This window comes from Streptomyces sp. TP-A0356 (assembly GCF_001417775.1).
Classification (GTDB): domain Bacteria; phylum Actinomycetota; class Actinomycetes; order Streptomycetales; family Streptomycetaceae; genus Streptomyces.
In genome coordinates this window covers 154,166-181,108 of sequence record NZ_BBZJ01000026.1, presented here as the reverse complement: position 1 = coordinate 181,108, position 26,943 = coordinate 154,166, and the positions used below count along the sequence as shown (strand labels likewise).

The following is a 26,943-nucleotide window of genomic DNA, read 5'->3' as shown; positions in this document are numbered from 1 at the left end:
GGGCGTTACGGGCGATACCTTGACGCTGAAATGACGCTCGTGCCGCTCATTCGACGCTCGCTCTGATGGGGTGTCAGGCGCCTTGTCGGCAGGTCAGCCCCTGCTAGAAGTGGCGAGCATCGATGGGGCGCCGAGGGCAGGTGACGTTGAGCGCAGACCTATACGAGTCCTGCTGGTCAGGTTTCCCGGGAGGGACAGCCAGCGCTGTGACCTGTAGCGATCGCCGATAACGGGTACATGACCTGCAGAAACGGCCCGCGGCCACCCTCTCGGCTCTGTGCAGTTGTGCAGGTGCGGCGAGAGATGGTCTGGTGCAGGCCGTGCTGCCGGCGTTGATCCGCGTCACCGACTTGCTCATGCTTTTGGGACGACCCTTCGCGGTCACGCGGAAGACGGGCTTGCCCTCCTCGACGAAGATGTCGGCGATGGTGGGGCCCTCGGTGGTGACGTTGTCGTTGTCGGTGTCCCGGTACCCGACGCCGAGCCGCTCGGCGAGCAGCTGCCCGACGTGGACTTGCCCACGCGCAAAACCGCAGGTCATGAGCCCTTCGCGGCAGGTTCGAGGATCGCAACGCACTCCACATGATGCGTCATCGGGAACAGATCGAACGCCCTCAGCGTCCGCACCCGGTACCCCTCCTCGCGGAAGTACGCCAGGTCCCGGGCCAGGGCGGCCGGGTCGCAGGCCACGTATGCGATGCGGCGTGCGCCCAAGGACGACAGGTGGGCCACCGTCCTGCGGCCCGCCCCCGCGCGCGGCGGGTCCAGGACGATCAGGTCGACCTCCGTGATGCCGGTGCGCGGCAGGACCGACTCGACCTTGCCGTGTTCGATGCGGACCCGGTCGAACTCGGCCAGGTTGTGCCGGGCGTCCTCCACCGCGCGCTTGCCGGACTCGATGCCGAGCACCGCGCCCTTCTCACCGAGCCGGTCGGCGAGTGCGCCCGCGAAGAGGCCGACGCCGCAGTACAGGTCGAGCGCGGTCTCGCCCTTGCGCGGCAGCAGGCCCTGCATCACCGCCGTCACCAGCGTGTCCGCCGCCTTCGGGTGGACCTGCCAGAAGCCGCCGCCCACACGGTACGTACGGCCGTCCGCGCGCTCGCGGACGAAGGGGCGGCCGTGGACGCGGTGGACGCCGCCCGTCCTCTCGTCGACCCGCAGCACCGACACCGGCCGGTCCAGTTCCACCAGCGGCAGCCGCGCGCCCGGCTTCGGCGTCAGGATCACCTGGCGGTCCTGCGAACCGGTCGCGGCGAACGCCTCGACGGAGTCCATGCCCGTCCAGTCCCGCTTCTCGATGCCGAGCTCGCTGACGCCCTCGGCGGCGATCATGCAGTGGTCGATCGGCTCCACCTCGTGCGAGCGGTGCCGGCGCAGGCCCGCCCTGCCGGACGGGTCCACCGCGTACTGCACTCGCGTACGCCACTTCGGCACCTCGCCCGCGGGAAGCTTGTCACCCTCGGCCGGCACCACCGTGCCGTCCCAGCCGGCCTCCTCGGGCGTGAGGCCGGCGAGCCGCCTCAGCTGCTCGGCGATCACCTCACCCTTGAGCCGGCGCTGCGCCCCCGGCTTGGCGTGCTGCCAGTCGCAGCCACCGCAGCGGCCGGGGCCCGCGTAGGGGCAGGGTGCGTCAATACGGTCCTTGGACGCCTCCAGCACGCGCACCGCGTCCGCGCGCAGGAACCGGGCACCCTCCTCGCCCTCCGTCACGCGCGCCACGATCCGCTCCCCGGGCAGTGCGTGCCGCACGAACAGGACCTGACCGGCCTCGGTTCGGGCGATGCAATGACCGCCGTGGGCGACGGGGCCGACCTCGACCTCGTACTCCTCCCCCACCAACGACTTCTTCGGTTCTGCCTGCATGGCGGGACGACTCCAGATACGAGAGGGGGGACGAAGACGGCAACGGCACGGCCGGACAACAGCCCACCAGTCTACGTGGGTGTCGTCCGGCCGTTCACCACGAGTCCGGGCGGCCTCAGCCGTGCGAAGCCGACGACTCCTTGGTCCGTTGCTCCGCCGGTCCACGCCGCACGGCGCCCGGCGCGTTCCACTCCTGGCGTCTGCGGGCCCGGTTCTTGGCCGCCTCCGAGGACTGCAGCTGGTAGGGCACCGAGGTCACCATGACGCCCGGCGTGAAGAGCAGGCGGCCCTTCAGGCGCAGCGCGCTCTGGTTGTGCAGCAGATGCTCGTACCAGCGACCCACGACGTACTCGGGGATGATCACCGAGACGGCGTCGCGCGGGGACTCACGGCGCAGGCTCTTCACGTACTCGATCACCGGTCGGGTGATCTCCCGGTACGGCGAGTCCAGGATCTTCAGCGGTACGTCGATGCCGCGCCGCTCCCACTCGTCCTTCAGCGCCTTGGTCTCCGCCGGGTCGACGTTGACGCTGAGCGCCTCCAGGCTGTCGGAGCGCAGCAGCTTGGCGTAGGCCAGCGCGCGCAGCGTGGGACGGTGGATCTTGGAGATGAGCACCACCGAGTGCACGCGCGAGGGGCGGACGCTGTCGTCGCTCGGGCCCTCAGGGGCTACGAGTTCCTCGGCGACGCCGTCGTAGTGCCTGCGGATCGCGGTCATCGTCGCGTAGAAGATGCACATGCCCAGCAGGGCGACCCAGGCGCCATGGGTGAACTTGGTGACCAGGACGACGACCAGGACCAGGCCGGTGAAGAAGGCACCGAAGGCGTTGATGGCGCGCGAGCGCATCATGTGGCGTCGCTTGGCCTGGTCGGTCTCGGTGGCCAGATGGCGGTTCCAGTGCCGGACCATGCCCGTCTGGCTGAGCGTGAACGAGACGAACACGCCGACGATGTAGAGCTGGATCAGCCGGGTGGAGTCGGCGCCGTAGATGAAGATCAGCAGGGTCGCCGCGCCCGCGAGCAGCACGATGCCGTTGGAGAAGGCGAGGCGGTCGCCGCGGGTGTGCAGCTGGCGCGGCAGATAGCGGTCCTGGGCGAGGATCGAGCCGAGCAGCGGGAAGCCGTTGTAGGCGGTGTTCGCGGCGAGGAACAGCACCAGCGCGGTGGCCGCCGCCAGCACGATGAACAGGAAGCTGCCCTTGCCGAAGACGGCCTCGGCCACCTGCGAGATGACCGGGTTCTGGACATAGCCGGAGCCCAGCGCCACACCGTTGTGGATCAGGTCGGTGGCCGGGTTCTCGGCCATGCGGACCTTGGTCGTCATGGCCAGGGCGATGATGCCGCAGAACATGGTGACGGCGAGCAGACCCATCATCGCGAGCGTGGTCGCCGCGTTCTTCGACTTGGGCTTGCGGAAGGCCGGGACACCGTTGGAGATCGCCTCGACACCGGTGAGCGCGGCACAGCCCGAGGAGAAGGCACGCAGGAGCAGGAAGACCAGTGCGAATCCGGCAATGCCCTGGTGCTCCGCCCTGAGCGCGTACGAGGCGGTGGGCGCCCGCATGGTGTCGCCGAGGACCAGCCCGCGGAACGCACCCCACGCGATCATGACGAAGACGCCCGCGACGAAGACGTACGTCGGGATCGCGAAGAGGGTGCCGGACTCCTTGACCCCGCGCAGGTTCATCAGCGTGAGCAGCAGCACCACGGCGACCGCGCACATCACCTTGTGCTCGACGACGAACGGGATCGCGGAGCCGAGGTTCTCGATGCCGGAGGAGATCGACACGGCGACCGTGAGGACGTAGTCGACGAGCAGGGCGCTGGCGACGGTGAGGCCGGCCTTGGGGCCGAGGTTGGTGGTCGCCACCTCGTAGTCGCCGCCGCCGCTCGGATACGCGTGCACGTTCTGCCGGTAGGAGGCGACCACCGTGAACATCAGCACGACGACCGCGACGGCGATCCAGGGGCTGAAGTGGTAGGCCGACACGCCCGCGATGGACAGGACCAGCAGGACTTCACCGGGCGCGTAGGCCACGGAGGAGAGCGGGTCGGAGGCGAAGACGGGGAGTGCGATGCGCTTCGGCAGGAGCGTTTCCCCGAGCCGGTCACTGCGCAGGGCGCGCCCGATCAGGATGCGTTTGGGCACGTCGGTCAGTTTGGACACAAGAGAGGATCGTAAGGGGTCGGTGCGGGAGTCGCCCACCCGTGGATGAAGACGGGATGGAGATCTGCCTCACGAGTGAAATCCAAGAGGGGTCGCGCTGCGGATTCCGCAGGTGAGGGGTTCCGCGTGCCTATATGACAAAACCCCGTCAGTTGCCGCATCGGAGGTCCCATGCATGCGTCCGCGGAGTTCATCGGAGCCGCCGCCGCACTCGTCGGCCTCGGAATCCTGACTCTTCTCAGCGTCCGCAGCATCAGCCGCCGCTGATCGCACGAAGCCGTCCGGCACGCGGTACGGGGGTGCCCTGCGCGGACCGCGCGTGTGTAGCTTGGGCGGCGGTCTGAGACGCTGTCCTTGGCGTTTGGACTGAGCCGTGACCATTGACACCGGAAGGACGGTCGTGCACATCGTCATCATGGGCTGCGGAAGAGTGGGCTCCGCTCTTGCCCAGACCCTGGAGCAACAGGGGCACACGGTCGCCGTGGTCGACCAGGACCCCACCGCCTTCCGACGACTGGGCTCCGGGTTCGGCGGCCGTCGTGTCACCGGAGTCGGCTTCGACCAGGACACCCTGCGCGAGGCCGGCATCGAGGAGGCGGGCGCCTTCGCCGCCGTCTCCAGTGGCGACAACTCGAACATCATCGCCGCGCGCGTGGCCCGCGAGATGTTCGGCATCGAGAACGTCGCGGCCCGCATCTACGACCCCCGCCGCGCCGAGGTCTACCAGCGGCTCGGCATCCCGACCGTCGCCACGGTCCGCTGGACGGCGGACCAGATGCTGCGCCGTCTGCTGCCCTCGGGCGCGGAGCCGCTGTGGCGCGACCCCACCGGCGGCGTCCAGCTCGCCGAGGTGCACGCCTCGCCGAAGTGGGTGGGCCACAAGATCAGCAACCTGCAGGAGGAGACGGGCGTCCGCGTGGCGTTCCTCACCCGGCTGGGCGAGACGATGCTGCCCACCTCGCAGACGGTGCTGCAGGAGGGTGACCTCGTGCACGTGATGATGCGGACGGACGACGTCGAGAAGGTCGAGGCGGCGTTCGCCGAGGGCCCTGAAGAGGAGGCCGGTCACTGATGAGGGTCGCCATTGCCGGTGCCGGAGCCGTGGGCCGCTCGATCGCGGGCGAGCTCCTGGAGAACGGGCACGAGGTCCTGCTGATCGACAAGGCGCCGACCGCGATCTCGGTCGAGCGCGTCCCCCAGGCGGAATGGCTGCTGGCCGACGCCTGCGAGATCACGTCCCTGGACGAGGCGGCGCTGCAGCGCTGCAACGTGGTGATCGCCGCGACGGGCGACGACAAGGTGAACCTGGTCGTCTCGCTGCTGGCGAAGACGGAGTACGGCGTCCCGCGCGTCGTGGCCCGCGTCAACAACCCCAAGAACGAGTGGCTGTTCAACGAGGCGTGGGGCGTCGATGTGGCCGTCTCCACGCCCCGTCTGATGTCGGCCCTGGTGGAGGAGGCGGTGAGCGTCGGCGACCTGGTCCGGCTGCTGCGCTTCAGCCACGGCGACGCGAACCTGGTCGAGCTGACACTGCCGCCGGAGTCGGCCCTGGCCGGCACGCAGGTCGGCGACGTGGAGTGGCCCGAGGACACGTCCCTGGTGACGATCATCCGCGGCACCCGGGTCCTGACCCCGTCCCGGGAGGACTCCCTGGAGGCGGGCGACGAGCTGCTGTTCGTGGCGGCCCAGGCGCGCGAGGAGCAGCTGGAGGAACTGCTGTCGGTGCGCCGGCAGGGCGCGGCGGGCTAGTTACGGGAAGGGGGGACCGGAGACTTCCGGGTGCCCCCCTTCAGCGCTTTCGGGTGCACCCCTTCAGCGGCTTGCGGGTGCCGGCGCCCCGGACACGGTCCCACCGGCAGCAGGTGCTACGACTCCCGACGGTGCCTTCCCGCCGTCTCCTGCTCCTGGGCCGCGGCCTCCTCCGCCTCCATCTCCGCGAAGACGTCGATCGGCGCCGGGGCCTTCGCAAGGAACACCCAGGTGAGCCAGACGGCGAGCAGGAACGGCGGGATCTTCAGCGCGATGAGCACCCAGCCGAGCTGGGCGGTGTCGGCCCACCAGTACAGGGGGAAGAGGATCGCGCACTTGGCGAGCAGGATCAGGCCCCAGGCCCAACTGGCCTTCGCATAGGCCTGCTTGCGACCCGGGTTGCGCGTGCGCCAGGAGAGGTTCTCCTTGAAGACCGGACCGAGGATCAGACCGATCAGGGGTACCCCGGCGAGCGTGGTGATGATGTACGCCAGGGCAAGGCCCAGCGTGTAGAGCATGCCCGGCAGATAGAAGTCCTTCGCGTTGCCGGTCATCATCGCGAAGACCACGCCGAACGCCACGCCGAACACACCACTGAAGGCGTGCTTGACGGTGTCCCTCCGGACGAGGCGGACCACCACCATCAGCAGCGACACCCCGAGCGCGGCGATCGCCGACCAGTGCAGGTCCTTGTTGATCGTGAAGATGGTGACGAAGAACAGGCCGGGCACCACGGTCTCGACCATGCCGCGGACCCCACCGAACGCCTCGAAGAGCGCAGCCTCGGTCACCGCCCGCGAATCCTGCTGGGCGCCTTCGGTCGGCTTCTCGAGTGACGTCACCGGCTACTCCCGTCCGAGCGGTCTGAGTTCGTACTTGGGATTGAACAGCACTCTGCGGCCCCGGCTCATCGCGATCCGGCCCGACGCGATCAGCCTGCGTCCCGGCTCTATGCCCACGATGGAGCGCCGGCCGAGCCACACCACGTCCAGAGCCGCCGAACCGTCGAACAGCTCGGCCTCCAGGGCCGGGACACCGGCCCGCGGGCGCAGCGTGACCGTGCGCAAGGTACCAGTAACCGTGACGATCTGCCGGTCCTGGCAGTCGCCGATCCGCGTACATCCCGCGGTGTCGGCGTCCTCCCGCAGTTCCTCGGACTCCAGGTCCTCCTGTGACGAGGAGAGCCGGTCGAGCATGCGCCGGAAGCGGCCCACCGGGCTTTCGGAACGAGAGACAGCGCTCATACCGAAAGCCTACCGGGGCACTCCGGCACGGACGTACCGGCGGCCCCGCCCCGCGCACCCGGCTCGCTCCGCCTGGTGCCCGGCTCACTTCTCGAACCGGTACCCCATCCCCGGCTCCGTGATGAAGTGCTTCGGATGCGACGGGTCCGCCTCCAGCTTCCGTCTCAGCTGGGCCATGTACACCCGCAGGTAGTTCGTCTCCGTCCCGTACGACGGACCCCACACCTCCTGCAGCAGCTGCTTCTGGCTGACCAGGCGGCCGGTGTTGCGCACGAGCACCTCCAGCAGATGCCATTCCGTGGGAGTGAGCCGTACGTCCTTCCCTGCCCGGTTGACCTTCTTCGCGGCCAGGTCGACGGTGAAACCCTCGGTCTCCACGATCACGTCGTCCTCCCCGCCCCCGGTCGGCTCCGCTCGGCGCACGGCGGCGCGCAGGCGGGCCAGCAGCTCGTCCATGCCGAACGGCTTGGTGACGTAGTCGTCGGCGCCCGCGTCCAGCGCCTCCACCTTCTCGTCCGAGGAGTGACGGGCGGACAGCACCAGGATCGGCACCCGGGTCCAGCCGCGCAGTCCCTTGATCACCTCGACGCCGTCCATGTCGGGCAGTCCCAGGTCGAGCACCACGACATCGGGATGGCGGGCGGCGGCGAGCTGGAGCGCGGTCGTGCCGTCGGGGGCCGCGTCCACCTCGTACTTGCGCGCCTTCAGGTTGATCACGAGGGCGCGCACGATCTGCGGCTCGTCGTCGACCACGAGCACCCGGGTCATGTGGTCAGCCTTTCTGCTTCGGCCAGTGGTGCCGGGCCGTGGAGGCTCTCCACGGCCCGGAGGGTGAGGACCATCGTGAGCCCGCCGCCCGGGGTGTCCTCGGCGGTCAGCGTGCCGCCCATCGCTTCGGCGAAGCCGCGGGCGACCGCGAGGCCCAGGCCGACGCCCGCGCCGCGCGGGGCGTCGCCGTAGCGCTGGAAGGGCTCGAAGATGCGCTCCTTGGCGTCGTCGGGGACGCCGGGGCCGCGGTCGACGACGCGGACCTCCACCCGGTCGGCGAGGGCACTCGCGGAGACCAGGACCGACGTGCCCAGGGGGCTGTACTTGACCGCGTTCTCGACGAGGTTGGCGACCGTGCGCTCCAGCAGCCCGGCGTCCACGTCGACCATCGGCAGCGTCTCCGGGATGTCCAGCTCCACGCTGTCCTCGGGCACCCCGCCCAGTGCCATCGGCACGACCTCGTCCAGGTCGACCTCCCGGATCAGCGGGGTGACGGTGCCGGTCTGCAGGCGGGACATGTCCAGCAGGTTGCCCACCAGGTGGTCCAGCCGGTCGGCGCCCTCCTCGATCGCCGCCAGCAACTCGGCCCGGTCCTCCTCGGACCACTCCACGTCGTCCGACCGCAGCGAGGACACCGACGCCTTGATGCCCGCCAGCGGGGTCCGCAGATCGTGGCTGACGGCGGCCAGCAGCGCGGTGCGGATACGGTTCCCCTCGGCCAGCTCCTTGGCCTGCTCGGCCTCCTGCTGCAGCCGCTGACGGTCCAGGACCACCGCGGCCTGCGCGGCGAACGCGGCCAGCACCCGCCGGTCGGAGGCGGGCAGCACCCGCCCGGACAACGCCAGCGCCATGTGGTCGCCGGCCGGCACGTCCACGTCCGCGTCCTCCGGCCGTTCGACCGGTGCGCCCGGGCCCACGCTGCCCGCGCAGGTCCACGGATCGACGTCGCTCGTCCGCTCCAGCAGCGCCGCCGACTCCATACCGAAGGTCTCGCGCACGCGTTCGAGGAGTGCCTCCAGGCTGGTCTCGCCGCGCAGCACGCTGCCGGCCAGGAAGGAGAGGATCTCCGACTCGGCGCGCAGCCTCGCCGCCTGGTGGGTGCGCCGGGCGGCCAGGTCCACCACCGAGGCCACCGACACCGCGACCGCGACGAAGATCGCGATGGCGACGATGTTCCTGGGGTCGGCGATCGTCAGCCGGTGCAGCGGGGGCGTGTAGTAGTAGTTCAGCAGCAGGGAGCCGCAGGCCGCCGAGGCGAGCGCCGGGAACAGCCCTCCGAGCAGGGCCGCCGCCACGGTCAGCGCCAGGAACAGCAGCATGTCGTTGGCGAGACCGAGGTGGACGGTGTTCAGCAGCAGCGCGAGGACGACCGGCCCGACGACACCGACCAGCCAGCCCGCGATGATGCGGGTACGGCCGAGCCGCGCGCCCCTGGCGACCGGGAGACCGCGCCCCTTGGCGACCTCCTCGTGCGTGACGATGTGGACGTCGAGGTCGGGCCCCGACTCGCGGGCCACCGTCGCCCCGACGCCGGGCCCGAAGACGTACTGCCAGGCCTTGCGGCGGGAGGAGCCGAGGACGATCTGGGTGGCGTTCACGCCGCGGGCGAAGTCGAGGAGCGCGGCGGGTATGTCGTCGCCCACCACATGATGGAAGGTGCCGCCGAGGTCCTCGACGAGGGTGCGCTGGACCGCCAGTTCCTTGGGCGACGCCGAGGTCAGTCCGTCGCTGCGGGCGATGTAGACGGCCATCACCTCGCCACCGGCCCCCTTCTCCGCCAGCCGCGCGGCCCGGCGGATCAGCGTCCGGCCCTCCGGACCACCGGTCAGACCGACCACGATCCGCTCCCGCGAGCCCCAGATCGTCGAGACCCGGTGCCGGCTGCGGTACTCGGTCAGATACTCGTCGACCCGGTCGGCCACCCACAGCAGCGCCAGCTCCCGCAGCGCCGTCAGGTTTCCGGGCCGGAAGTAGTTCGACAGGGCCGCGTCGACCTTGTCGGGCGTGTAGATGTTGCCGTGCGCCATACGGCGGCGCAGCGCCTGCGGCGACATGTCCACCAGTTCGATCTGGTCCGCGCGGCGCACCACCTCGTCGGGTACGGTCTCCCGCTGCCGTACGCCCGTTATGGACTCGACGACATCGCCGAGGGACTCCAGGTGCTGGATGTTCACGGTGGAGATCACGTCGATCCCGGCCGTCAGCAGCTCCTCGACGTCCTGCCAGCGCTTGGGGTTGCGGGAGCCGGGCACATTGGTGTGGGCGAGCTCGTCCACCAGGGCGACGGCGGGGGCACGGCGCAGCACGGCGTCCACGTCCATCTCCGTGAAGACGCTTCCGCGGTAGTCCAAGTCCCGGCGCGGTACCTGCTCCAGGCCGTGCAGCATCACCTCGGTGCGGGGCCTGTCGTGGTGCTCCACGAACGCCACCACGCAGTCGGTGCCGCGCTCGACGCGCCGGTGCGCCTCGGACAGCATGGCGTAGGTCTTGCCCACGCCCGGTGCCGCACCGAGGTAGATCCGAAGCTTGCCGCGTCCCATGGCCCCATTGTCTTCCCGTCACAGCTGCGTACGCCGCGTCGACTTTACGGCCAATAATCACGGCAAATGGGGCGGGGGGCATACGGCAGGGCGTCTTTGACGGAACCCTGACACGCCCGAGCGGGCCCAGGCGGCCGCCGCGGGTGGCCGCCTGGGCCCGGGACCCCGTGCGTCCGGGTCTCCCAGGCCGCACACATGAAGAGGCCGTACCCCTCGGCGTGGGGGTACGGCCTGTGGTGGTTGTGTCTGCCGGCGGTCAGCGGACCTCGGTGATCTCGGGGCCGCGCTGCAGCTGGCCCATGCCGCCGGAGAAGCGGGAGCCCTCCTCCTGCTGTACGCCTTCGGGCACCATCTGCGCGTCGTTCGGCAGCTGCAGGACGATCGGGTCGCGCGGCGCCATCGGGCCCTCGCCCCGGACCACGACCGTGTCCCGGAAGATCTGCTCCAGCAGACCGGCGGCCTGCGGCTGCACGGCACCCTGGCCGGAGATGACACCCCGCAGGAACCAGCGGGGGCCGTCCACACCGACGAACCGCACGACCTGGAAGCCGCCCGTGCCGTCCGGCAGCTGCACGGGCACCTGGGCACGCAGCTCCCAGCCCAGCGGGCCCTCGACCTCGTCGACGATGCCGCCCTGCTGGGTGATACCGCTGGCGATCTCCTCGCGCACCTCGCCCCAGATGCCCTCGCGCTTGGGCGCCGCGAAGGCCTGCAACTGGATGGCGCTGTCCCGCAGCACGACGGTCGCCGCGACGATGGCGTCGCCCGCGACCTCGACGCGCAGCTCCATGCCGTCGACCCCGGGCACCAGCAGACCGCCCAGGTCCACGCGGCCCTCGCCGGGCTCGCGGACCTCGGAGCTGTCCCAGGGGCCGTCGGGCCGCGGCTCCGGGTCGAGCCTCACGCGCTCGCGCTCGACCTCTTCGTCCGCCTCAGCGTCGACACCGTCGACGACCTGCTCGGCCTCGCCGGCCGCATCCTCGGCGGCACCCTTCTTCTTGCGACGTCCGAACACGTCACTGTCCTTCCCGGTCGGATACGACCGAAGCGTATCGATTCCCACCCGTTGTGCCGCCCACGGCGGCATGACCGCCGGTGGACCCGAAGCCCCCCTCGGCCCGCGCCGAGCCGGGAAGCTCCGCGACCTCCTGGAAGCGAACCCTCTCGACCTGCTGGACGACCAGTTGGGCAATCCGGTCGAAGCGCTCGAACCGCACGGCCTCGCGCGGGTCGAGATTCACCACGATCACCTTGATCTCCCCACGGTACCCGGCATCAACCGTCCCCGGGGCATTGACGAGGGCGACACCGCAGCGGGCGGCGAGACCGGATCGCGGGTGCACGAAGGCCGCGTACCCCTCGGGCAGCGCGACAGACACGCCCGTGGGCAGTACGGCCCGCTCCCCGGGCTTCAGCTCACAGCTCTCGGTGGTACGCAGATCGGCTCCCGCATCGCCGGGGTGGGCGTACTCCGGAAGCGGTACGCCGGGGTCGACGCGCCGGATCAGCACGTTCACGGGGTCGGTGGTCACGGGTTCACCTCGAAGGCTCGTGTGCGCCGGAGCCGGTCCGGGTCCTTCATGGCCGCCTGGATCTCCTCGGGGCGGCCGTGGTCGATGAAGTGGTCCACCTTCACCTCGATGAACAGGGCCTCCGCGCGGACGGCGACGGGCCCTTCGGGGCCCCCGATCCGGCCGGTCGCCCTGGAGTAGATCTTCCGCCCGGCCACCGCCGTCACCTCGGCCTCCAGATACAGCACGGTACCCACGGGCACGGGCCGTGCGAAGTCGGTCTCCAGCCGCCCGGTGACAGCGATGGTGCGCAGCAGCCAGTTCAGCGAGCCGAGGGTCTCGTCGAGGGCGGTGGCGAGGACCCCGCCGTGGGCGAGACCGGGCGCGCCCTGATGGGCGGGCTGGACGGTGAACTCGGCGGTGATGGACACGCCCTCGCCGGCCCGCGCCTGAAGATGCAGACCGTGGGGCTGCTCTCCCCCGCACCCGAAGCACTGCTCGTAGTGCGCGCCGAGCAGCTCGCCCGGGGCGGGCGCGTCGGGGTGCCGTACGGGCGCCACGGCGTCGGCGGGAGGCGTCAGAGCTGCGGTAGTACCACTCACAGCCGCAGACCTTACCCGCGCGTGAACGTGTCCCGGACACCGTGCCAAGCTTGGCTTCATGCAGCTCTCCGCGCCGCCGTACGAAGAACGTCTCACCGCGCCCCGGTCCTGGTGGCTGATGTGCCTCCTGGTCGGCGTCGCCATCGCTCTGGTCCTGCTCCCCTTCGGCACACTGCCGCTGCTCGGCGGGCTGGTCGGCGGCACCGCGGCGTCGGCCGTCGTGGCCAGCTCGTACGGCTCCATCCGCATCCGCGTGGTGGGCGACTCCCTGATCGCGGGCGAGGCGAAGATCCCGCTGTCGGCGCTCGGCGAGGCGGTGGTCCTGCACCAGGAGGAGGCGCGCGCCTGGCGCACGTACAAGGCGAACCCGCACGCCTTCATGCTGCTGCGCGCGTACATCCCGACGGCGCTGAAGGTCGAGGTCGTGGACCCGGCGGACCCGACGCCGTACCTCTACCTGTCGACGAGGGAGCCGGAGCGTCTGGCGACGGCGATCAAGTCGGGAGGGGCGGAGGGTTAGGCCTCCCCCGCTCCAGGGGTTCCTCGTCAGCGGTCCAGTTCCGGGGGGTTCCCGGGCCTCTCCAGCGGCGGCAGCTGCGGCAGCGCCTCCCAGGGCACCTGCACCTTCCGCAGATCCCGCCGGACCCGCTCCGCGAGCCGCCTGGTGTCCCGGCGGTTCATGACCGCCCCCACCGCGGCGCCCACCATGAACGGCATCAGGTTCGGCATGTTCCGCACCAGCCGCTTCATGATCTGCTGCCGCAGCTCCCGCTTCATCTGCACGCCGAGGGCCGCGTCGATGGTCGCGGGCTTGGTCACTTCGATCCCGCGCTCCCCTGACCAGGACTTCAGATACGCGGTGCTGCGCTGGGCGAGGTTGCCGGGCGGTCGCACGCCGTACACCTCGTGCAGTTCGGCGATGAGCTTCAGCTCGATCGCGGCGACCCCCGTGACCTCGGCGGCCAGTTCGGTCGGCATCGCCGGGGGCACCGGCAGCATCGCCGCGGCCCCGATCCCGGCACCGACCGTGGCCGTCGCCCCCGCCGCGCCCGCGACGAGCTTGTCGGCGAGTTCCTCGGGCCCGAGGCCGGGGAAGTGCCTGCGGAGGGTCGCGAGGTCCCGTACGGGGACCCGCGGGGCCATCTCGATGATCCGGTCCGTGAGGTACGCCAGGGCTGCCCTGGCGTGGCTGCCGCCCTTGCGGGCCCCCTTCCGGATTCCGTCCCGGATGGCGGCCGCACGGCGCCGTGCGACGGCTGCCGGAGGACCGGCGGGTACCTCGGGCCCCGCCGGGGCCCCTGGGGCATGCGCCGGTTCGAGCGAGGCCATTCCCGTATCGGAAGAGCCCCGCTCGTCGTCGCGTACGCCGTGAGAGCCTTCGTGAGGCTCCGGGTCCGCTCCCCTGCGCAGGAAGCGGCGCTTCCGAGGAGGGGTCGAGCCGGTCACGGCCGACCCTGCCTCAGTCGCAGTCGCGGCAGATCGGCTGACCGTTCTTCTCCCGGGCCAGCTGGCTGCGGTGGTGCACCAGGAAGCAGCTCATGCAGGTGAACTCGTCCTGCTGCTTGGGCAGCACCCGGACGGCCAGCTCCTCATTGGAGAGGTCGGCGCCCGGCAGCTCCAGGCCCTCGGCTGCCTCGAACTCGTCGACGTCTACGGCCGAGGCGGACTTGTCGTTCCGCCGAGCCTTCAGCTCTTCCAGGCTGTCGGAATCGACGTCGTCATCGGTCTTGCGTGGGGTGTCGTAATCCGTTGCCATTTCGCTCTCCCCCTCTGGGTGTCTTCGGGTGTCTCCAGCGCACGTAACGCGTGAGAGGCCGGACTTGTGCCCGCCTCGAGGCGGAGATTTTGCCTCACATCAAGGTCTGTTACTCAATCGACACCCAACCGGACTCCTCATGAGTGATCGGGTTGGATGGCGAACCGGACCGTACACGGTCCTCGTGCCTCACTTCAAAGGCATCTCACCGTGTACTTCCCGTGATCAAGCCACCGGAAAACCCGGATTTTCCCGGCCTTTCGCAGGCTCACCGGATCACACAGAGTAGATGGCCGGAAAGAACCACCTGTGATCGATCACACACGAGCCGCTCGAGTCCGGGATCCGAAAATTCCGCGCAAAGCGAACGTCCGAACCGGGTCGGGGCATGATGTCAGATGGGCAGGGTGACCCGCATCACCAGTCCACCCCCCTCTCGGGGCTGTGCGGTGATGTGACCGCCGTGGGCGCGCGCCACGGACCTCGCGATGGACAGGCCGAGGCCCACGCCCTTGTCGCTGCCCGTGCGCTCCGTACGCAGCCGTGTGAAGGGCTCGAAGAGGTTGTCGATCTCGTAGGCGGGGACAACCGGTCCCGTGTTCGAGACCACCAGTACCGCCTGGCCGTGCTGGATCTCCGTCGTCACCTCGACCCAACCGCCCTCGGGGACGTTGTAGCGCACCGCGTTCTGGACGAGGTTCAGGGCGATCCGCTCCAGCAGGACTCCATTGCCCTGGACGACCGCCGCAGAGCGCTCACCACGAATCCGGACGCCTTTGGCCTCCGCCTCGGCGTGCACCTGGTCGATGGCCTGCGAGGCGACCTCCGCCAGGTCGACGGGCTTGCGCTCCACGATCTGGTTGTCGCTGCGGGCGAGCAGCAGCAGGCCCTCCACGAGCTGTTCGCTGCGCTCGTTGGTGGCGAGCAGCGTCCTGCCGAGCTGCTGCAGCTCTACCGGCGCACCCGGGTCGGACAGGTGCACCTCCAGGAGCGTGCGGTTGATCGCGAGCGGGGTGCGCAGCTCGTGCGAGGCGTTGCCGACGAAGCGCTGCTGGGCCGTGAAGGCCCGCTGCAGCCGCTCCAGCATGTCGTCGAAGGTGTCGGCCAGCTCCTTCAGCTCGTCGTCGGGGCCGTCCAGCTCGATACGGCGGGACAGGTCCGACCCGGCCACCGCCCGTGCCGTACGGGTGATCCGCCCGAGCGGCGACAGCACACGGCCGGCCATCGCGTACCCGAACGCGAAGGCGATCACGGCGAGGCCGAGCAGGGCCAGCAGCGAGCGGCTGAGCAGGTTGTCCAGGGCGTGCTGGCGCTGCTCGTTCACGCAGGCGTTCATGGCGTGGTTGAGCTCGTTCGCCGTCGGGGTGGACGGGAAGTTGCAGCTGTCGCTCGCCACCTGGCCGTAGACGATCTTGAACGGCAGGTCGCTGCCCACGTTGAGCGCGTGTGCCGCGAACAGGTAGATGATCGACAGCAGCAGGATGCCGGCGATCAGGAACATGCCGCCGTACAGCAGCGTGAGCCTTATGCGGATGGTCGGGCGCAGCAAGGGGAACGGGAGCTCCGGCCTGCGGGGGTCCCAGGTGGGCTTGGGCGGTGCCGAGGGCGGTGCGGGGGTCGCGGCCACGGTCATCAGATCCGGTATCCGGAGCCAGGCACGGTGACGATGACCGGGGGCTCGCCGAGCTTGCGGCGCAGGGTCATGACCGTCACGCGTACGACGTTGGTGAAGGGGTCCGTGTTCTCGTCCCAGGCCTTCTCCAGGAGCTGCTCGGCCGAGACGACGGCGCCTTCGCTGCGCATGAGGACTTCCAGCACGGCGAACTCCTTGGGGGCGAGCTGGACCTCCTTGCCCTCGCGGAAGACCTCACGGCGGTTGGGGTCGAGCTTGATCCCGGCGCGCTCCAGGACGGGCGGCAGCGGCACGCTCGTACGCCGTCCGAGGGCGCGCACGCGCGCGATGAGCTCACTGAACGCGAACGGCTTGGGGAGATAGTCGTCGGCGCCGATCTCCAGGCCCTCCACACGGTCGCTGACGTCGCCCGACGCGGTGAGCATCAGCACGCGGGTGGGCATGCCGAGCTCGACGATCTTGCGGCACACGTCGTCGCCGTGCACGAGCGGCAGGTCGCGGTCGAGGACGACCACGTCGTAGTCGTTGACGCCGATGCGCTCCAGGGCGGCCGCACCGTCGTACACGACGTCGACGGCCATGGCCTCCCGGCGTAGTCCGGTGGCCACCGCATCGGCGAGCAGCTGCTCGTCCTCGACGACGAGTACGCGCACGTCGCTTGTCCTTCCTCTGTCCACCCGTGCGGCCCTGTGCGGGCAGCCCACGGGCAGGTCTGCCATGGGTGAGACCTCCATCCTGCCCTTTTCGGCCGTAAACCGGCTGTAAGACAGGTGACGGCCCCGGGGAAGGACGGTCCGGCCCCCCGGGAATGCGAGATTTTCTCGTGCGGTTGAGGTTTCCGCGGAAGGGAGCGGGGGGAGGACGGGTTTTACACCCCGCGATCACGCTCTGCATGTGGCCCACCACCATGTGGTCGGCAGCTCACCGCTTCCCGTAGGGCGGGCGTGGGTGTCCGGCACCGTCGCCGCCCAGCCAGGGCAGCGCTGGGCACCCGATGGAGACGTGATCGTCCCTTCCCAAGGGCACACCCCCGTGCCACCGACCCACGACCCAGGACGAGGGGGCGCAGCATGGACGCATTCACCGCAGGACTTCTGCAGCGCATACGGGCGACCGAGTCCGACCTGACGCGGGCCCGTGAGACCGGCGACGACTTCCTCGCGGAGGTCGAGCAGTCGGAACTCGACGACTTGCACCGCCTTGCCGCCGAGCACGGTGTGGAAGTCGGCGCGACTCGCGTCTGATCAGCTCGCAGGAAGCGGGGCTCCGGCAGATCCAGGCCGGGGCCCCGCTTCCTGTCTCACGGGGCGGTGCCTCAGTCGTGCCACGCCCCCAGTTCGTCCAGTCGCGCCTGCAGCTGTTCGAACAGACCCGGTGGGGCCGCGATGGTCAGGGCCGGGGAGAGGGGCTCGCCGGGGCGGCCCCCGGTCAGGGCGCCCGCCTCGCGGGCGATCAGGTCGCCCGCCGCGTAGTCCCAGGGGTTCAGTCCCCGTTCGTAGTACGCGTCGAGCCGGCCCGCCGCCACGTCGCACAGGTCGATCGCGGCGGAGCCGCCCCGGCGGATGTCCCGCACCTGGGGGATCAGCCGGCGGACCACCTCGGCCTGCTGGACCTTGCGCTCGGTCAGATAGCCGAAGCCGGTGCTCACCAGGGCGAGGCCCAGTTCGGTGGCGGGACGCACACGGGCTGGACGGTCGTTCACGAACGCGCCCCCGTCCTGGACGGCCCGGTAGATCTCGCCGCGCATGGGCGCGTGGACCACCCCGACGAGCGTCTCCCCGCCCTTGCGGGCCGCGATGGAGATCGCCCAGCTCGGGAGCCCGTACAGGTAGTTGACGGTGCCGTCGATCGGGTCGATCACCCACTCGACGCCGCTGGTGCCCTCGACGCTGGCCCCCTCCTCCCCGAGCAGGCCGTCGTCCGGCCGGCGGTTGGAGAGCAGACCGGTGATCAGCTTCTCGGCGGCGATGTCCATCTCGGTGACGACGTCGATGGCACTGGACTTGGTGGCGGCCACCCCGAGGTCGTCGGGGCGCCCGTCGCGCAGGAAGGCTCCCGCGCGGGTGGCGGCCTCCAGTGCGAGCTCCAGGAGCTCGGCCTTCAGCCGGTCGGACGTCTCGGGCTGTTCGGTCACGGTGCTGGTGCTCCTCACGCGTACGGGCTGTCGGCGCCCGCGGCGGCGGGCTTGGGGGCGCGGGCCGGGCAGCAGCCCACCGGACAGACGTTGTGGCTCGGGCCGAGGGCGCCGAGGGCGCACGGGGTCACCTGCTGTCCGCGCTCGCCGGCGGCCCGCTCGACGACCAGATCGCGGATCGCGGCGGCGAACCGCGGGTCGGCGCCCACGGTGGCCGAACGGCGCACCGGCAGCCCCAGCTCCTCGGCCTTCGCCGCGGCCTCCGTGTCGAGGTCGTACAGCACCTCCATGTGGTCCGAGACGAACCCGATGGGTGCCATCACGACCGCGGGTACCCCGGCGCCGTGCAGCTCCTCCAGGTGGTCGCAGATGTCCGGCTCCAGCCACGGGATGTGCGGGGCGCCCGAACGCGACTGGTAGACGAGCTGCCAGGGGTGGTCGACGCCGGTCCGCTCGCGCACGGCGTCGGCGATCAGCCGGGCCACGTCCAGGTGCTGCCTCACATATGCCCCACCGTCCCCGTGGCCCTCGACCGGCCCGGAGGTGTCGGCCGCGGAGTCGGGGATGGAGTGCGTGGTGAAGGCGATGTGCGCGCCGTCGCGGACGTCCTCGGGCAGGTCGGCCAGGGACTTGAGGACGCCCTCGACCATCGGCTTCACGAAACCGGGGTGGTTGAAGTAGTGCCGCAGCTTGTCGATCCGCGGCAGCAGCAGGCCCTCGGCCTCCAGGGCGGCCAGGGCGCCCGCGAGGTCCTCGCGGTACTGGCGGCAGCCCGAGTAGGAGGCGTACGCGCTCGTGGCGAGGACCAGGATGCGGCGGTGGCCGTCGGTGACCATCTCGCGCAGGGTGTCGGTCACATACGGCGCCCAGTTGCGGTTGCCCCAGTAGACGGGCAGGTCCAGACCGTGGCCGGCGAAGTCCTTGCGGAGTGCGTCGAGGAGGGCGCGGTTCTGGGCGTTGATGGGGCTCACCCCGCCGAAGAGGAAGTAGTGCCGGCCCACCTCCATCAGGCGCTCCTTGGGGATGCCCCGCCCACGTGTCACGTTCTCCAGGAACGGGACCACGTCGTCCGGGCCCTCCGGGCCTCCGAACGAGAGGAGCAGCAGGGCGTCGTACGGGCTGGCGTCGAGTGCGTCGGGCATGTCTACGATCCTGCCACCCGCCACCGACAACGCTCCCGCCACCCGCCAACCGCCAACCGCCACTCGCCTCCCGCGGGTCCGCGGGGGGGCGTCGGCGACGGGCCCGCGAACATCGGTCCGAACGCTGGTGCGGACGCGACGCCCGGCATACCTTGGGATCGCCCACCCTGTAAGGAACATCCCGCATTACGCCCGTTACCGCACCGCACCGCGTCGCGTCGCGTCGCATCGCATCGGAGACCACGTGCCCAGCCCCTATCGCGCCCTGTTCGCCGCCCGCGGCTCCAAGGGCTTCTCCGCCGCCGGCTTCCTCGGCCGGATGCCGCTGGCGATGATGGGTATCGGCGTGGTGACGATGATCTCCCAGGTCACCGGGCGCTACGGACTCGCGGGCGCGCTGTCGGCCACCATCGCGCTGTCCGCCGCCGTCGTCGGCCCGCAGATCTCACGCCTGGTGGACCGGCACGGACAGCGCCGGGTGCTGCGCCCGGCGACCCTCTGTGCGCTGGCCGCGGCGACCGGGCTGCTCCTGGCCGCGCATCTGTCCTGGCCGGACTGGGTGCTGTTCGTGTGCTCCGCCGGCATCGGCGCGGTGCCCAGCCTCGGCGCGATGATCAGGGCCCGCTGGGCGGCCCTGTACGGGGGCACCCCACAGCTGCACACCGCCTACTCGTTCGAGTCCGTGGTGGACGAGGTCTGCTTCATCTTCGGGCCGATCATCTCCATCGGCCTGTCCACGAACTGGTTCCCGGAGGCCGGCCCCCTCCTTGCCGCGTGCTTCCTCGCGGTCGGCGTCTGCTGGCTCACGGCCCAGCGCGCCACCGAGCCCGTGCCGCATCCGCGCGAGCGGCACACCCGCGGCACCGCGCTGCGCTCGCCCGGGCTGCGGGTCCTGGTCAGCACGTTCGCGGCGAGCGGAACGATCTTCGGCGCGGTCGACGTGGTGACCGTGGCCTTCGCGGACGAGCGGGGCCACAAGGCCGCCGCGAGCATCGTGCTGGCCCTCTACGCGGCGGGTTCCTGCGTCGCCGGCATGGTCTTCGGGCTGCTGCGCTCCCGGGGGGCGCCGGAACGCAGATGGCTCCTGGGCATATGTGCCATGGCCGTGAGTATGATCCCCCTCCTACTGGTCGGAAACCTGTTGTCTCTGGCCGTGGCGCTGTTCGTTGCGGGCCTGTCCGTCGCACCCACGATGATCACGACGATGGCCCTCGTCGAGCGGCACGTACCACGCGCACACCTGACCGAGGGAATGACCTGGGTGTCCACCGGGCTCGCGGTCGGGGTCGCGATCGGCTCATCCGTGGCCGGCTCGGTGATCGACGCCGCCGGTGCGAGGTCCGGGTACGGGGTTCCGGTGACGTCCGGGGCCGTCGCGGTCGCGGTCGGTTTCCTCGGGTACCGCCGGCTGGGCAGGCCGGTTCCGCAGCGGGGAGGGTCCCATGAGCACCACAGTGAGCGGGCAGAGCGGCACGTGGCGTAACTGGGCGGGGAACGTCACCGCTCGGCCCGTACGGGAGGTCACCCCCGCCTCGGTCGAGGAGCTCTCCGCCGCCGTACGGAAGGCGGCCGAGGACGGCCTGACGGTGAAGGCCGTCGGCACCGGGCACTCCTTCACGGCCGCCGCCGCGACCGACGGCGTGCTGATACGCCCTCAACTGCTCACCGGCATACGCGCGATCGACCGTGCGGCCGGCACGGTCACCGTCGAGGCGGGCACCCCGCTCAAGAGACTCAATGTGGCACTCGCGCGCGAGGGGCTGTCGCTCACGAACATGGGCGACATCATGGAGCAGACCGTCTCCGGCGCCACCAGCACGGGCACGCACGGCACCGGCCGGGAGTCGGCCTCGATCGCCGCCCAGATCAAGGGACTGGAACTGGTGACGGCGGACGGCTCGGTGCTCAGCTGCACCGAGAAGGAGAACCCGGACGTCTTCGCGGCGGCCCGCCTGGGCATAGGCGCCCTCGGGGTCATCACCGCGATCACCTTCGCGGTGGAGCCGATCTTCCTGCTGACGGCCCGCGAGGAGCCGATGCCCTTCGAGCGGGTCCTCGCCGAGTTCGACGAACTGTGGGCCGAGAACGAGCACTTCGAGTTCTACTGGTTCCCGCATACCGGCAACACCAACACGAAGCGCAACAACCGCAGCGCCGGCCCCGAGAAGCCGGTCGGACAGTTGAGCGGCTGGTTCGAGGACGAGTTCCTCTCCAACGGCGTGTTCCAGGTGGCCAACTGGGTGGGCCGCGCCGTGCCCACCACCGTCCCGGCGATCGCCCGGATCTCCAGCCGGGCCCTGTCGGCCCGTACGTACACCGACATTCCCTACAAGGTCTTCACCTCTCCGCGCCGGGTGCGCTTCGTGGAGATGGAGTACGCCGTCCCGCGCGAGGCCCTGACTCAGACGCTGCGTGAACTCAAGGTCATGGTCGACCGCTCGGACCTGCGCGTCAGCTTCCCCGTCGAGGTCCGCACCGCCCCGGCCGACGACATCGCCCTCTCCACGGCCTCCGGCCGGGACAGTGCATACGTCGCCGTACACATGTTCCGCGGTACGCCCTACCAGGCGTACTTCACCGCCGCCGAGCGGATCTTCACGGCGCACGAGGGGCGCCCCCACTGGGGCAAGGTGCACACGCGCGACGCGGAGTACCTCGCCGGGGCCTATCCGCGCTTCGGCGAGTTCACTGCCCTGAGGGACCGCCTCGACCCGGATCGGCGGTTCGGGAACGACTACCTGCGTCGGGTGCTGGGCTCGTAGCCGACGCACTCGGCGCGGGCGGCGAGGCGGGCGCACCACCGGGGGAGCCGGTGTCCCGGCCGGGCGTGAGACCGGGCGCGGGGCTCCCGGCCGTACCGATGTCACCGCTCCCGGCGGAAGCGCCGGTGTCACCGCTCGGCGTGCCCTGCGGGGAGGCGCCGTCCGAGGGCGTCGGGACCCCGGTGGACGGCGTCCGCGCGGACGACGGTGAGGTGTCCGACCGCGAGGACGAAGTGCTGTGGCCGGTCAGGGCGTCGCCGACCGTGGTGTTCGCGGCGCCGCCGAAGCCGTTGCCCGACGCCAGTTCGTAGGCGGTGATCCCCGCCATCGTGACGCCGAAGACGAGGGCGGCCGCGAGCACCGGCCGCCTCCAGCCCCTGAACCGCGCGCGGTGCACGGTGCCCTCGGAGAACTCGCCGGGGGCGGGCGGCCTCGGCCCCCGGGGCCCGGCCGGCACGGTGGCTTCCCGTATCTGCTCACCCGTGCGCCTGAAGACGTGCTGGAAGACGGAGCCGCCGCAGGTGGCGACGACGCTGACCAGGCCGGCGCCCAGGATCGTCCCGTAGACACCGAAGTAGGAGGCGAGTTTGGCGGCCACCACCGCGGCCACGGCACCGCCCGCCACCTGAGGGACGTTCAGATCCAGCCGCTTCCTCCGGGTCCCCTTCCCGTCTTCCCCCTCCGTACCCACGTCCGGTTTCTCGCGCATCCCCGGAACTTGCCTGCCTTTCCCGTACGTAATCGTCCACACATGAACTCGACCGGCCGGATGTGATCGTCCGGCCACACGACAAGGGGGACGTATGTCCGAAAGGATTAGTTCCGTTTTTGCCGATTAGGTGAAGTGCGCCACGTTTAGGGGCACGAAAGCGGCACATCGGGCGGCCAACTCGCACCCCTTGCCAGAAGTTGGGCGGCGTGCCGATCCACGCACGTGGCCCGAATGGAGTACTGTTGCGAGCCCTGGGTCCGGTCTCCCGCCAGGGCGTCCGGGGCCTTGCTGGACCGCCAGGAGGGGGCTAGTTGCACAGGGTGACGGAGTTGGTCACTTAGCGTTGCGAATAGGTAACCGTGCCATAACGGCGATCCAGGGCCCGCGCCCGACACGCCGGGCAACTCGGCAAGGTTGTGGCAGGCTGCACCCGGGCAGGCCACACTCGACTAGCGGAAGCAGCGACGCACGTGACGTCGGCAGGCACCACCCGGGAGGTCCCCATGCCCGAACTGCGTGTCGTGGCCGTCTCCAATGACGGCACACGGCTGGTGCTGAAGGCTGCGGACAGCACGGAGTACACGCTTCCGATCGACGAACGGCTCCGTGCCGCCGTGCGTGGCGACCGTCCCCGCCTCGGCCAGATCGAGATCGAGGTGGAGAGCCATCTCCGCCCCCGAGACATCCAGGCGCGTATACGTGCAGGCGCGTCCGCCGAGGAGGTCGCCCAGCTCGCGGGGATCCCCGTCGACCGCGTACGCCGGTTCGAGGGCCCCGTGCTGGCCGAGCGCGCCTTCATGGCCGAGCGGGCCCGCAAGACGCCCGTGCGCCGGCCCGGCGAGAACGCCGGCCCCCAGCTCGGTGAGGCCGTCCAGGAGCGGTTGCTGCTGCGCGGGGCCGAGAAGGACACCGTCCAGTGGGACTCCTGGCGCCGCGACGACGGCACCTGGGAGGTGCTGCTCGTCTACCGGGTCGCCGGAGAACCGCACTCGGCGAGCTGGACCTACGACCCGCCCCGGCGGCTCGTCCAGGCGGTCGACGACGAGGCGCGGTCACTGATCGGCGAGTCCGACGACCTCGCGGCACCCGAGCCGAGCTACCCCTTCGTGCCGCGGATCGCACGCCTGCCGCGCGAGGGCCGGCTGGACCGCGCCCTGGAGCGCCCGGCGGACCGTCCGGTCCTGCCGTCGCAGTCGCCCGAGCCGGCCGAGGAGAGCACCGGCGAGCGCGACTCGCTCACCAGCCTCCTGGAGGCGGTGCCGAGCTTCCGCGGCGACATGGTGGTGCCCGAGCTGCCCGCGGAGCCACAGGAGGAGCCCGTCCAGGAGCCCGAGGCGGAGGAACCCCCCGCGCCCGCGGCCTCGGCCGGTTCCGCGTACGCGGACGTCCTCATGCCGCGCACGGTTGGCAGCCACCGCGACCGGCTGATCGGCGCCACGGACCGCCAGGCCGAGGCGGACGGCGTCCGTCCGGGCCGCAGGGCGGCGGTCCCGAGCTGGGACGAGATCGTCTTCGGGACACGGCGCAAGAAGCAGGAGTAGTCGGCGCTCGGCCGGGCACCGCACCGGTCCGACCCGGAAGGGGTCCATGCCGCGACGGCATGGACCCCTCCTTCGTGTTCACTGCGGGTCCGGCCCGACCGCCACGGGGCGGCCGCCGTGCGCAGACCACTCCGACCACGACCCCACGTACAGCGCCGCCGGAATTCCGGCGACCGTCAGCGCCAGTACCTCGTGCGCGGCGGAGACACCCGATCCGCAGTACACGCCGACCTCGGTGCCCTCCGTGATGCCCAGCGACTTGAAGCGCTCGGCGAGTTCGTTCGCGGACCGGAGGTGACCGGTCTCCGTCACGTTCTCAGCCGTCGGCGCCGACACCGCACCGGGGATATGACCGCCCACAGGGTCGATCGGCTCGACCTCGCCGCGGTAGCGCTCGCCCGCACGCGCGTCCAGAAGCAGCCCCGTCCGGGCGAGCGACGCGGCGCCGTCCGCGTCCAGCAGCGGCAGCGCGCCCGGCACCGGCCGGAAGTCACCGGGGGCCGGCTCCTCGGTCCCGGAGGCCAGTGGCCCGCCCCAGGCGGCCAGGCCACCGTCGAGCACCCGCACATCCGGGTGGTCCGTCCAGCGCAGCATCCACCACGCGCGTGCGGCGGCCCAGCCCTGCCCGCCGTCGTACACGACGACCGGCCGGTCCGCGCAGACTCCGGCGGCCCGCATGGCCGCGCCGAAACGCTCCGTGTCGGGCAGGGGGTGCCTGCCGGCGGGGCCCGGCGGACCCGCGAGGTCGGCGTCCAGGTCCACGAAGACGGCGCCCGGAATGTGCCCGGCCGCGTGGGCGGCACGGCCGTCGAAGGCAGGCGCGCCCGCCGCCGTCGGGGCGGTCAGCTGCCACCGGATGTCCAGGAGCGTCGGCGGCCGCGGTCCCGCCAACTCGCTCGCGAGTTCGGATGCGGAGATGATGGCTTTCATGGCCCCCATCCTCGCGCACGGGGTGGCCGCGTAGCCCAGGTCCGGCTACTCTGCTCGGCCGGACAGGTCCGATCACCCGGTGTACGGGGCCGGGCACACGCCGTGCAGCCGACGGCGCTGCGCGGCAACCACACCGCAACGGACAGGCAACAGGACATCAGCATTCTCCGGCCGCGGGCGGCACGCGACGGCGGCCGGAGGACGTGGCGACCGGTGGTGGCGACATCGCCACGGGGCGTGCGCGGGCGCGTTGCGCGGCACCTGTGCACGCACGCGGAGGTTGAACGGCCATCACCAGGGGCCGAGGAGAGAGTGACCATGACCGAGGTACGGGGGTCGGCGGGCCTGAACGGCACAACGCACGATTGGCACGCGCCCGGCACACCGTGCTGGGTGACTCTGATGGTGCACGGGATGGCCACGACCCAGGAGTTCTACCGGGCGCTGTTCGGCTGGGAGTTCCGGCCTGGACCACAGCCCCTGGGGCCCTACGTGCGGGCCCTGCTGGACGGCTACGAGGTGGCGGGCATCGGCCAGCTGCCGCTGGACCGCCATCTGCCGATCGCCTGGACGCCGTACCTCGGCTCGGACGACGTGGACGCGACCGCCGAGGCGGTGAGGAGCTGCGGAGGAACCGTGGGCGTCGGCCCGCTGGACGCGGCCGAGGCCGGGCGGCTGGCGATCGCCTCCGACCCGATGGGCGCGGTGTTCGGCATCTGGCAGGCGGCCGAGCACCTCGGCATCGGTCTGACGGGCGTCCCGGGCACCCCCGCCTGGAACGAGCTGCTCACCTACGACACGGCGAGCGTCGCCAAGTTCTACCGGACCGTCTTCGGCTACGAGGAGGAGCCGGTCGTCTCCCCCGACTTCGACTACCTCACCCTGCACATCGAGGGCCGCCCGGTCGCCGGCATCCACGGCGTGGGGCACGCCCTGCCCCGCGACCGGGGCGCCCACTGGATGACGTACTTCCAGGTCGCCGACATCGACGCGACGTCCGAGCGGGTCGCCGAGCTCGGCGGTCATGTCGTCCGCCCCGCCTGCACCATGGCGCTGGGCCGTATGGTCACGCTCGCGGATCCGGAGGGGGCGACCTTCTCGGTCGTCAGCCCGCCCGACTGAACGCCCGGGTGAAGCGCTGGAACGTCAGGTTGACGACACCGGCAGGACGTCCGGGGAGAGCGCCGCCGCGCGGGCCGTCGCCGCCGTCATACGGCGCCGGTGGTGGCGACGGCAGTGCACCTCGTAGCCCACTTCGTCCGCGGACTGCTGCTGAGGGCCGTCCGCGGGAACCGTGAAGTGTTGCTGTGAGCACGCCACAGAGCCGACGACACGCTGCCCGCCGTGCCGCCGCCCTGGATCGGGGTCACTGTCTCGCTGCTCGTGCTTGCTTCAACTCCACTGCGTCCAGAACGGCTCGGGTCACCTCTTCGGGGCTCCGGGCGTCGGTGGAAACGACGGCCGTGGCGACCTCTTCGTACAGATGGCGGCGTGCCTCCATCAGCTCACGCCACTGTCGGCGCGGGTTGACGGCGAGCAGGGGGCGGGCCGTGCTGAGGCCGGTGCGCCGCACCGCCTCCTCGACGTCCATCGAGAGGTGGACCACCCGCTGTCCGGCGAGCAGGGCGCGGGTGTCCTCGTCCAGGATCGCGCCGCCGCCCAGGGCCAGCACACCGCGGTGCTCGGCGACCGCCCGTCGCACGGCCTGCTTCTCGAGCGCACGGAAGAAGGACTCGCCCTCGTCCACGAAGATCTCCGCAATGCTGCGGCCCTGCTCGGCCACGATGTCGTCGTCCGTGTCGCGGTAGCCGACACCCAGCCGCTCGGCCAGCAGCTGCCCGACGGTGGACTTTCCCACCCCCATCGGGCCGACGAGGACGACCGCGGGT

Annotated in this window: 27 protein-coding genes and 1 pseudogene; 8 read left to right on the top strand and 20 right to left on the bottom strand. The window is 71.0% G+C overall.

Annotated elements, in window-relative coordinates; genetic code table 11:
* Positions 1-103: 103 nt before the first annotated feature.
* The 3 genes from ASC56_RS38485 to ASC56_RS28355 form a co-directional block, all read right to left on the bottom strand.
* Positions 104-541: a shikimate kinase gene (locus tag ASC56_RS38485; RefSeq protein ID WP_079102754.1), complete on the bottom strand. Its 438-nt coding sequence runs from the start codon at positions 539-541 to the stop codon at positions 104-106.
* Positions 538-1,863, bottom strand: coding sequence for a class I SAM-dependent RNA methyltransferase (locus ASC56_RS28360; protein ID WP_055494417.1), 1,326 nt, complete (start codon positions 1,861-1,863; stop codon positions 538-540). Before ASC56_RS28360 ends, ASC56_RS38485 begins: the two co-directional genes overlap by 4 nt.
* 115 nt (positions 1,864-1,978) lie before the next feature.
* A complete protein-coding gene (locus ASC56_RS28355) occupies positions 1,979-4,030 on the bottom strand; it encodes an APC family permease (RefSeq protein WP_055494416.1) in 2,052 nt (683 codons plus the stop codon).
* Between the two features lie 400 nt (positions 4,031-4,430).
* On the opposite strand from ASC56_RS28355, the gene ASC56_RS28350 reads away from it, so the two are divergent.
* On the top strand, positions 4,431-5,102 hold the full coding sequence (locus ASC56_RS28350; RefSeq protein ID WP_055494415.1) for a TrkA family potassium uptake protein: 672 nt from the start codon (positions 4,431-4,433) through the stop codon (positions 5,100-5,102).
* Positions 5,102-5,779 carry a TrkA family potassium uptake protein gene (locus ASC56_RS28345; protein ID WP_055494414.1) on the top strand — a complete coding sequence of 226 codons (678 nt, stop codon included), beginning with the start codon at positions 5,102-5,104 and terminating at the stop codon, positions 5,777-5,779. Before ASC56_RS28350 ends, ASC56_RS28345 begins: the two co-directional genes overlap by 1 nt.
* Positions 5,780-5,895: 116 nt before the next feature.
* Here the strand turns inward: ASC56_RS28345 and ASC56_RS28340 are convergent, their stop codons facing one another.
* From ASC56_RS28340 to ASC56_RS28310, 7 genes are all read right to left on the bottom strand, one after another.
* Positions 5,896-6,621: a DUF3159 domain-containing protein gene (locus ASC56_RS28340; protein WP_055494413.1), complete on the bottom strand. Its 726-nt coding sequence runs from the start codon at positions 6,619-6,621 to the stop codon at positions 5,896-5,898.
* Between the two features lie 3 nt (positions 6,622-6,624).
* Positions 6,625-7,023, bottom strand: a complete 399-nt coding sequence (locus ASC56_RS28335) for an OB-fold nucleic acid binding domain-containing protein (RefSeq protein WP_055494412.1) — start codon at positions 7,021-7,023, stop codon at positions 6,625-6,627.
* An 84-nt stretch (positions 7,024-7,107) separates the two neighbouring features.
* Complete coding sequence (locus tag ASC56_RS28330) at positions 7,108-7,791, bottom strand: response regulator (RefSeq protein WP_055494411.1); 684 nt, start codon at positions 7,789-7,791, stop codon at positions 7,108-7,110.
* Positions 7,788-10,331: a sensor histidine kinase KdpD gene (locus ASC56_RS28325; protein WP_055494410.1), complete on the bottom strand. Its 2,544-nt coding sequence runs from the start codon at positions 10,329-10,331 to the stop codon at positions 7,788-7,790. The genes ASC56_RS28330 and ASC56_RS28325 overlap by 4 nt, the downstream gene beginning before the upstream one ends.
* A gap of 256 nt (positions 10,332-10,587) precedes the next feature.
* Positions 10,588-11,346, bottom strand: coding sequence for a DUF3710 domain-containing protein (locus tag ASC56_RS28320; protein WP_055494409.1), 759 nt, complete (start codon positions 11,344-11,346; stop codon positions 10,588-10,590).
* 1 nt (position 11,347) lies between these two features.
* Positions 11,348-11,863 carry a dUTP diphosphatase gene (dut, locus tag ASC56_RS28315; RefSeq protein ID WP_055494408.1) on the bottom strand — a complete coding sequence of 172 codons (516 nt, stop codon included), beginning with the start codon at positions 11,861-11,863 and terminating at the stop codon, positions 11,348-11,350.
* Positions 11,860-12,444 carry a PaaI family thioesterase gene (locus tag ASC56_RS28310; protein ID WP_055494407.1) on the bottom strand — a complete coding sequence of 195 codons (585 nt, stop codon included), beginning with the start codon at positions 12,442-12,444 and terminating at the stop codon, positions 11,860-11,862. The genes dut and ASC56_RS28310 overlap by 4 nt, the downstream gene beginning before the upstream one ends.
* 58 nt (positions 12,445-12,502) lie before the next feature.
* On the opposite strand from ASC56_RS28310, the gene ASC56_RS28305 reads away from it, so the two are divergent.
* Positions 12,503-12,964 (top strand): DUF3093 domain-containing protein, encoded by a 462-nt coding sequence (locus ASC56_RS28305; RefSeq protein ID WP_055494406.1) that lies wholly within the window; start codon positions 12,503-12,505, stop codon positions 12,962-12,964.
* 26 nt (positions 12,965-12,990) lie between these two features.
* Here ASC56_RS28305 and ASC56_RS28300 read toward each other — a convergent pair whose 3' ends face one another.
* The 4 genes from ASC56_RS28300 to ASC56_RS28285 form a co-directional block, all read right to left on the bottom strand.
* On the bottom strand, positions 12,991-13,890 hold the full coding sequence (locus ASC56_RS28300) for a hypothetical protein (protein ID WP_079102753.1): 900 nt from the start codon (positions 13,888-13,890) through the stop codon (positions 12,991-12,993).
* 13 nt (positions 13,891-13,903) lie between these two features.
* Complete coding sequence (locus ASC56_RS28295; RefSeq protein WP_003993510.1) at positions 13,904-14,200, bottom strand: DUF4193 domain-containing protein; 297 nt, start codon at positions 14,198-14,200, stop codon at positions 13,904-13,906.
* A gap of 394 nt (positions 14,201-14,594) precedes the next feature.
* Positions 14,595-15,827, bottom strand: a complete 1,233-nt coding sequence (locus ASC56_RS28290; RefSeq protein ID WP_055494432.1) for a HAMP domain-containing sensor histidine kinase — start codon at positions 15,825-15,827, stop codon at positions 14,595-14,597.
* Between the two features lie 5 nt (positions 15,828-15,832).
* Entirely contained in the window at positions 15,833-16,486 is a 654-nt protein-coding gene (locus tag ASC56_RS28285) for a response regulator transcription factor (RefSeq protein WP_055494404.1), read from the bottom strand.
* Between the two features lie 417 nt (positions 16,487-16,903).
* Between ASC56_RS28285 and ASC56_RS41300 the strand changes: the two genes are divergently transcribed.
* The gene (locus tag ASC56_RS41300) at positions 16,904-17,077 is read left to right on the top strand and encodes a hypothetical protein (RefSeq protein WP_181923169.1); all 174 of its coding nucleotides are present in this window, start codon (positions 16,904-16,906) and stop codon (positions 17,075-17,077) included.
* Between the two features lie 71 nt (positions 17,078-17,148).
* Here the strand turns inward: ASC56_RS41300 and ASC56_RS28280 are convergent, their stop codons facing one another.
* Entirely contained in the window at positions 17,149-17,967 is an 819-nt protein-coding gene (locus ASC56_RS28280) for an inositol monophosphatase family protein (protein WP_055494403.1), read from the bottom strand.
* Between the two features lie 14 nt (positions 17,968-17,981).
* Positions 17,982-19,109, bottom strand: coding sequence for a ferrochelatase (locus tag ASC56_RS28275; protein ID WP_055494402.1), 1,128 nt, complete (start codon positions 19,107-19,109; stop codon positions 17,982-17,984).
* Between the two features lie 244 nt (positions 19,110-19,353).
* Here ASC56_RS28275 and ASC56_RS28270 point away from each other — a divergent pair, with 244 nt between their 5' ends.
* Both ASC56_RS28270 and ASC56_RS28265 read left to right on the top strand, forming a co-directional pair.
* On the top strand, positions 19,354-20,592 hold the full coding sequence (locus ASC56_RS28270) for an MFS transporter (protein WP_055494401.1): 1,239 nt from the start codon (positions 19,354-19,356) through the stop codon (positions 20,590-20,592).
* Positions 20,552-21,871 carry a D-arabinono-1,4-lactone oxidase gene (locus ASC56_RS28265; RefSeq protein ID WP_055494400.1) on the top strand — a complete coding sequence of 440 codons (1,320 nt, stop codon included), beginning with the start codon at positions 20,552-20,554 and terminating at the stop codon, positions 21,869-21,871. The genes ASC56_RS28270 and ASC56_RS28265 overlap by 41 nt, the downstream gene beginning before the upstream one ends.
* Here the strand turns inward: ASC56_RS28265 and ASC56_RS28260 are convergent.
* Positions 21,795-22,580 carry a hypothetical protein gene (locus ASC56_RS28260; RefSeq protein WP_055494399.1) on the bottom strand — a complete coding sequence of 262 codons (786 nt, stop codon included), beginning with the start codon at positions 22,578-22,580 and terminating at the stop codon, positions 21,795-21,797. The genes ASC56_RS28265 and ASC56_RS28260 overlap by 77 nt on opposite strands.
* Positions 22,581-23,086: 506 nt before the next feature.
* Here ASC56_RS28260 and sepH point away from each other — a divergent pair.
* Positions 23,087-24,124, top strand: a complete 1,038-nt coding sequence (sepH, locus tag ASC56_RS28255; RefSeq protein ID WP_055494398.1) for a septation protein SepH — start codon at positions 23,087-23,089, stop codon at positions 24,122-24,124.
* Positions 24,125-24,202: 78 nt separating this feature from the next.
* Here sepH and ASC56_RS28250 read toward each other — a convergent pair whose 3' ends face one another.
* Positions 24,203-25,054 (bottom strand): sulfurtransferase, encoded by an 852-nt coding sequence (locus tag ASC56_RS28250; protein WP_055494397.1) that lies wholly within the window; start codon positions 25,052-25,054, stop codon positions 24,203-24,205.
* 318 nt (positions 25,055-25,372) lie between these two features.
* On the opposite strand from ASC56_RS28250, the gene ASC56_RS28245 reads away from it, so the two are divergent.
* On the top strand, positions 25,373-26,176 hold the full coding sequence (locus tag ASC56_RS28245; protein ID WP_055494396.1) for a VOC family protein: 804 nt from the start codon (positions 25,373-25,375) through the stop codon (positions 26,174-26,176).
* Between the two features lie 24 nt (positions 26,177-26,200).
* On the opposite strand, the pseudogene ASC56_RS43205 reads toward ASC56_RS28245, so the two are convergent.
* Both ASC56_RS43205 and ASC56_RS28240 read right to left on the bottom strand, forming a co-directional pair.
* Positions 26,201-26,398 (bottom strand): annotated as a pseudogene (locus ASC56_RS43205) (hypothetical protein); the annotation flags it as partial.
* 22 nt (positions 26,399-26,420) lie between these two features.
* Positions 26,421-26,918, bottom strand: coding sequence for a shikimate kinase (locus ASC56_RS28240; protein WP_107309366.1), 498 nt, complete (start codon positions 26,916-26,918; stop codon positions 26,421-26,423).
* Between the last annotated feature and the right edge of the window lie 25 nt (positions 26,919-26,943).